Here is a 6,490-nt window from a genome sequence, read left to right on the forward strand (position 1 = left end):
CGCAGCACCGCAAGCGCGAGCGCTGTTCGATCGACCGGCCCGACGGCCGCATCGGAAAGCCAGCCCGCCACGCCTTCAAGGTCGGGTGGTGTCTGCGCAGGCCGGTTGGCGTTGATGCCGAGGCCGATCACCGCGCGCGTGAACTGGCCAAGCGTACGGCCCTCGACGAGCAGGCCCGCGACCTTGGCGGCGCCTAGCATCAGATCGTTGGGCCACTTGAGCGTAGGCCACACGCCGCATGCTTCGATCACCGCGTCAGCCGCGCATAGGCTCGCCCAATACCCGAGCGCCGGTAGCGCCTGATGCGCCAGCTCGATCGGGATGATGGTCGACATGAGCAGGCCGGCGCTGCGCGGCGAATCCCATATGCGGCCCGCTCGTCCGCGTCCGATCGTCTGCAGCTCGGCGATGACCGTCGTGCCGAAAGCCTGATCGTCATCGAGCATCGAGAGCGCGATGGCGTTGGTCGATTCGACCGAGTCCTCATAGCGCACGCGTCGGAAATGCGTGCAACCCGCCAACCCGGAGGTGAGCCCTGCGGGGTCGATCGGCTGAAATTCGCCTTCCATTTCGCGTGCCATGGGCGATGAGCGTTCGTACATAGGCTAGGACAACCCCCCGCCCGGGGCAAACGTCCGAATCTGCTAGAAGCTTGGCTACGGAGTAGTGAAATTGGTGGAACGAACCCTCATCCTCGTCAAACCTGACGGCGTGCAGCGCGGCCTGATCGGAGAGATCATCGGCCGCTTCGAACGGCGCGGCTTGCAGATCGTCGGGCTCAAGTTCGTCAGCGTCTCGCATGCGCTCGCCAAGACGCATTATAAGGAACACGTCGGCAAGCCGTTCTTCAAGAGCTTGGTGGACTACATCACGAGCTGTCCGATCGTGGCGATGGTCGTCGAAGGTCCGAAGGCGATCGATCTGTGCCGCGCCACCATCGGCGCGACCGATCCTCTTGCTGCGACTCCCGGTTCCATTCGCGGCGATTTCGGCGCGACGGTTGGGCGCAATCTGGTGCACGGTTCGGATGGCCCGCGCGCCGCGAAGCGCGAGATCAAACTGTTCTTCCGCACTGCCGAACTGCGCTCGTACGGCCGCTCGCTGACACGTTGGATCGTGGAGTGAGCGACGTGGACATCAACGCGCCGCTCATCGAGGAGATCCATGCTCGCGAGATCCTCGACTCGCGCGGCAATCCGACGATCGCGGTGAGCGTGACGACCAGCTACGGAGCGGTCGGCGAGGCATCGGTGCCCTCAGGTGCGTCGACCGGCACGCACGAGGCCGTGGAACTGCGCGACGGCGACAAGCGCCGGTACGGCGGGAAGGGCGTGCTCAAAGCGGTCAAACACGTCAACGAAACGATCGCAGAGCGCTTGCGCGGCCGCAGCGTACTCGACCAGGCGGCGATCGACGGCGCCATGCTCGCCATGGATGGCACGCCCAACAAGAGCAAACTGGGTGCCAACGCGATCCTCGGCGTTTCTCTTGCGTGCGCGCATGCGGCTGCGGCGTCGCTCGAACAGCCTTTATACCGTTATCTCGGCGGCGTGCAAGCGATGACCATGCCGGTGCCGATGATGAACGTGATCAACGGCGGCAAGCACGCGCAAGGCGCGCTGCAATTCCAGGAATGCATGATCGTGCCGGCCGGCGCGCCCACGTTCGCAGAAGCAGTGCGCTACGGCGCCGAGGTGTTCCACGAGCTCGGCAAACTGCTGCACAAGAAGAAGCTCCAGACGCTCGTCGGCGACGAGGGCGGCTACGCGCCTCCGCTGCGCCACATCGACGAGGCGCTCGGCCTGATCGTGGATGCGATTACCGCAGCCGGCTACAAGGCGGGTAAAGACGTCAGTATCGCGCTCGATCCAGCCGCGAGCGAGTTCAAAGAAGGCGACACGTACCGGGCCGAACAGGGCGCCAAGCCGCTCTCGTCCTCGAAGATGGTCGCGCTCTACGAGAAGCTGTGCAAAGCATTCCCGATCGTCAGCATCGAGGATGGCTTGGGCGAGGACGATTGGGCCGGTTGGCGCGAGTTGACGAGAGCGCTGGGCGATCGCGTCCAACTGGTCGGCGACGACCTCTTCGTCACCAACGTGAAGTTCCTCAAGCGCGGCATCAAGGAGCACGTCGCAAACGCGATACTCGTGAAAGTCAATCAGATCGGCTCGTTGACCGAGACGATCAACTGCGTGCACACGGCACAGCGGGCGAGCTACGGCACGGTCATCTCGCACCGCTCGGGCGAGACCGGCGACACGACGATCGCCGACATCGCGGTCGCGCTCAACGCGGGCCAGATCAAGACGGGCTCGCTGTCGCGCAGCGACCGGGTCGAGAAATACAACCGGCTTATGGCGATCGAAGAAGCGCTCGGGAGCGCGGCCGTCTATCCGGGCAAAGCGATATTCGCGCCTTGACGCGTCACGACTCGCTTCTATATACTATGGGGGTGCGCTTGGCGGTCTGGGCCTGTAGCTCAGTGGTTAGAGCGGCCGGCTCATAACCGGTTGGTCGCAGGTTCAAGTCCTGCCGGGCCCATATGGAGCGGTCGAGTTTACTCGACCGAGCCTCGCGCCCCCATCGTCTAGAGGCCTAGGACACCGCCCTTTCAAGGCGGCGACAGGGATTCGAATTCCCTTGGGGGTAAAACTTATAAACAAAAGGCCGGAGCGTTTTCTTAGACGCTTCGGCCTAAGCATTTTTCTTCCGCCACTGTTAGCAATTGAACGCTCACCTTTCTTCCAATTTTCTGCGATGAAATCGGATGTAGACTCTTGACTAGTTGAGGAGACATTAGCCATGAACAGAAGGTTTGCCATCCTCATTGTTGCTGCATTTGGAGCAATGGTTGTGATATCGGTACCTCCTGCCTCGGCCCTTGAAACGCTGTACATTAACGGTGCGTACTGGAAGCAACTAACAGCGACGGAAAAAGAACGCTTCGTTGTTGGCGTCTTGGTCGGCTATAATTCGGGTTTTCAAGATGGTCGGTCAATGACACTCGATACCATGCGGCCACTTATCAAGGGCGCGATGCTTCCTCAACCAACTCAGCCCCAGTTCGCGCAGAAGCCAGCCGTGTATGTTGGAGCGATTGACGCCTTCTATGCGAAATACCCAGACCTTGAGACGCGAGTCCCTATAAGCGAGCTACTTGACTGTGTATCTGACCACGCAACGGTCTCTTGCGACAAAATTGCGGAATTCTGGCATTCGCATCCTCCGGGCTCCGGTCTATGAGCCACCGCAAATCCCCCACCCTACCGCATAGGGTGGGATTACGTTGGAGTAGCCTATCCATAAGGCCGCCGAGCCCTTTCAAGGCGGCGACAGGGATTCGAATTCCCTTGGGGGTACCATGTGAGACCGCGCAGATGCAACGCATCCGCGCGGTTTCTGTTAGAACTTGGTCTCGTTTCCGTATTTGCTAAGGCCCAGATAGACTTTGTTCTCGGCGTAGTCGAACGTCAGATCGAAACGCCGCAGCATCTGATAGCCGATCAATCCTTGCCGCAGGCGCGACGTGGCAAGACCGCTGAACCCGCCCAGCACGTCCGCTTCGAGCCCGAAGAACTTGTACGGTCCGATGTCGATCTCATCGAGCGTGCCGATATAACCGCTTTGCGTCTCACCGCCGGCGCCCACGAAGCGGGCCTCGGCACCGCGCGCCACGATGCCTGGGTTCTGGTCGACGAACGTCCGGAAGAACGTCATCGACGATCCATCACCGGTGTCGAGCGTCATGAATACTTGCCGCTTGGTATTCACGAGGGCTTGGATCTCAGGCGTAAAATTGTCGAGGGCCACGACCAGCGCGCCGCGTTTGGGATCGCCCGCATAGACCGCGGGATTCGTGAGCGTGAGCTGTTTCTTGTCGAAATCCACATCGCAGACGACCTGGGCCAGAACGTCGTAGCCGACATAGCCGTCAACGTCGCCCTTGGAACCGATCCACGCGTAGAAATCCGAGAGCTCGACGTCGCCGATCTTGAAATGCTCGATGCGAGTTGCCGCGAGCCCGAATTGGCCGCCGACGCTGATTCCTGAAGTTGTGTCTAAGGGTGTTAGATGCGCTTTGGCTGCGAAGGCCGGCGTGAGGTAGACGCCGTCCGCGCCGGTGTCCAGGACGAAGTGGCCCTTGACGCCGTTGACGGTCGCGTCGAACGCGATCGAATCCCGCTTATCGTCGAACGGAACCGCACTCGAGCCAGTCGGCGGAAAGCTCGCATACGAGCGTCGCGCCGGCACATCGAAATCTGCGGCCGGCAGCGGTGCATCCCATTCGAATTTAGTCACCTTCGAGACGGTCTCGCCGGAGGTCACCGTCATCGCAACCATCACCGGACCGTTGCGCCGGTAATCGCCATAGTCCACGGTCTCGGGAACGCCGGCAGGGTTGACGACTGCCCGGTCGATGAGATAGGTGCTCTTGTTGAAGTAGACGTCCGCCGGCATCGCGCTTGCCGGGTGGATGCGCACCACGTAGTCGTTCGCAGTGGCGCTCATCATCTCGGGCGAAAGCTCAGGCCCGAAGCTTTCAGCGCCGATGACCGCCCACGCGATGTCGTACTGGAGCCCAAGGCCGAGCTCGTAGAGCACGTTGCCATTTCGGTTCTGGATCCAAAAGCCGTGGCCGTCAAAGCCCCAGCCGCTGCTTCGTCCGTTGCGCGTGTAGGTATTCCGGAAATATGCCCCAGCCTGCTCGTGATGGTTGACATTGGTCTTGCCCGTATCCCGGTCAATCGAAGCGCTCTCGAGCATATACGGCTTCGCGCGTCCGTCTGACAGCGAGTAGCCGACAGCCGCGGTGTGCTTGGCGAAGATGGCGAGTGGGTCGACGTCAGCGGCGCGCGCAGTCGAGCATGTCATCAGGCACGCGATAAGTGCAAAACAAGCACCCGAACGGTATGCGCGCACGTCCGGCCAATTGGATGCCGCACGGACGACACCCTCGCGGGGGTTGCTCGCTCTGTCCGGGGGGCGCCTCATAGGTTCAAACCGGAGGATCTAAGAAGAAGCCATGCCCGCATCTCGCCAACTCACCCGATGTCGCGCTTGAAAATTGAACGCTTCACTGCACCGTTCTCTAACGAAGCACCAGGGTTCGAGGCCGAACAGCCAAGCGAGCTCGCAACTATAGCTGTCAACGCGAGCGTCAGGTAGATTCGAACAACCATGACTCCTCCTTACGGGTAATGCCAGCGCCAAGGCAACGCTCGCTGACGAACCGAATCTTCCGAAGCCGGAACGGGATAGTAGGAAGATACGTAACTTCGGAATGAGGATTGAAGGCTCGTCACGAGCGAATGCTGGGTCGACGTTGGTCGGCGCTACTTTAGGGGCGGCCACTCTACTTGCTTTAGGGACCTTCCGTGTGCCGGAAGCGAACGCGGGTTTGGCTCCTTCTGAGTTTTGCGGGGTCCAGCCCAGCATGTCGACCGAGGCCATCTGGAATAATGCCTTGTGGTCGAAGAGCTATCCACTCTTCGAAAAGGCCAAAGCGATCGACAATCAGGGTGATTTCGCGGCTGCCATCAAGCAGTACGAAGCTGGACTTTCTATCTTCCCAACAAATGTGGAACAGCAGCTCCGTTTAGGGGCCGATTATGACCGGCTCGGCCAAACTGTGAAGGCGGCTAACGAGTGGCGCCAGGCCATCCAACTGGCGGCAGGCGCTGGATTTGGCGAAGAACGATACTGCGAGGGCGACAAGCTTCTGGAGACGCGCTCATTTCGCGATGCTTACCGGGCCTATTTTACGGCCGAGTTCGGTGCCGGCGGTTCCGTCGGAAGCGATATGAGCGTGACTTACACGGACCTTGGTGTTGCGCCGCTGATTCACGACGGTCTAGCAGCCGCTGGCGCGGGGAACTTCCCAACGGCAATGCGCGAGCTTGAGAGCGCTTGGAACAAAGACCCAACGCTTCAGGATTCGAATTTCTTCCTCGCCGGTGTAAAATATCAAGCGGGCGACCTAAGAGCCGCACGGGCGTACTGGGAGACGGTTCTTGACCACTCCGACTGGGCATTGCCAGGCCAGAATGCTCCCAGCAGGATAAGTCTTGCCGCGGCAACGCTGCTCCTTTGGCTTCCCTGGAGAAATCATTGAACGCATCCCTTTCAAGGCGTCCTTGATTTCAAGCGGTTACAGGGGCGAATAGCTCAGTTGGTAGAGCACCTCCCTTACAAGGAGGGGGTCACAGGTTCGAGCCCTGTTCCGCCCAAACTGATTTCACGGGATGTTACAGTCCCGTTGCTGGCTCACCAGGAGGTTGCTGATGCGTCGCTTCGCCTCTTCGCCGATGATCGTCGCGCTGGCTGTCGTCGTTCTTTTCGTCGCGGCCGCAGTGCGCACGCTCGCCGCCGGCACGAGTACCGGAGACACAACCGCGGGCTGCATGAACCAGTGGGTGTTCAATGGGGTCTGGCGCGTCCAGGTCTCCAAAGTCGAGCCTTATATGGATGGGGGTCAGCAGGTCGGCTGGCA

General features: G+C 60.6%; 7 protein-coding genes and 3 tRNA genes. 8 read left to right on the forward strand and 2 right to left on the reverse strand.

The window, feature by feature from the left end:
- Positions 1–581 (reverse strand): biotin--[acetyl-CoA-carboxylase] ligase (locus VKF82_07955; protein ID HME81996.1); only part of this gene is annotated, 581 nt, incomplete at its 3' end.
- Between the two features lie 94 nt (positions 582–675).
- Between VKF82_07955 and ndk the strand changes: the two genes are divergently transcribed.
- The 5 genes from ndk to VKF82_07980 all read left to right on the forward strand — a co-directional run bounded on the left by ndk (position 676) and on the right by VKF82_07980 (position 3,243).
- A complete protein-coding gene (gene ndk / locus VKF82_07960) occupies positions 676–1,125 on the forward strand; it encodes a nucleoside-diphosphate kinase (protein ID HME81997.1) in 450 nt (149 codons plus the stop codon).
- Between the two features lie 11 nt (positions 1,126–1,136).
- A complete protein-coding gene (eno, locus tag VKF82_07965) occupies positions 1,137–2,420 on the forward strand; it encodes a phosphopyruvate hydratase (GenBank protein ID HME81998.1) in 1,284 nt (427 codons plus the stop codon).
- A 48-nt stretch (positions 2,421–2,468) separates the two neighbouring features.
- Positions 2,469–2,541, forward strand: a tRNA-Ile gene (locus VKF82_07970).
- A gap of 35 nt (positions 2,542–2,576) precedes the next feature.
- Positions 2,577–2,649 (forward strand) — tRNA-Glu (locus VKF82_07975).
- Positions 2,650–2,802: 153 nt separating this feature from the next.
- A complete protein-coding gene (locus tag VKF82_07980; protein ID HME81999.1) occupies positions 2,803–3,243 on the forward strand; it encodes a hypothetical protein in 441 nt (146 codons plus the stop codon).
- Positions 3,244–3,402: 159 nt separating this feature from the next.
- On the opposite strand, the gene VKF82_07985 is transcribed toward VKF82_07980, so the two are convergent.
- Positions 3,403–4,872, reverse strand: coding sequence for a pepsin/retropepsin-like aspartic protease family protein (locus VKF82_07985; protein ID HME82000.1), 1,470 nt, complete (start codon positions 4,870–4,872; stop codon positions 3,403–3,405).
- 562 nt (positions 4,873–5,434) lie between these two features.
- Between VKF82_07985 and VKF82_07990 the strand changes: the two genes are divergently transcribed.
- The 3 genes from VKF82_07990 to VKF82_08000 form a co-directional block, all read left to right on the forward strand.
- Entirely contained in the window at positions 5,435–6,112 is a 678-nt protein-coding gene (locus VKF82_07990; GenBank protein ID HME82001.1) for a hypothetical protein, read from the forward strand.
- Between the two features lie 42 nt (positions 6,113–6,154).
- Positions 6,155–6,227 (forward strand) — tRNA-Val (locus VKF82_07995).
- Between the two features lie 54 nt (positions 6,228–6,281).
- Positions 6,282–6,490, forward strand: a 209-nt coding sequence (locus tag VKF82_08000; protein ID HME82002.1) for a hypothetical protein, incomplete at its 3' end; no start/stop codon positions are given.

Source organism: Candidatus Eremiobacteraceae bacterium (genome assembly GCA_035314825.1).
Taxonomy (GTDB): Bacteria; Vulcanimicrobiota; Vulcanimicrobiia; order Eremiobacterales; family Eremiobacteraceae; genus JAFAHD01.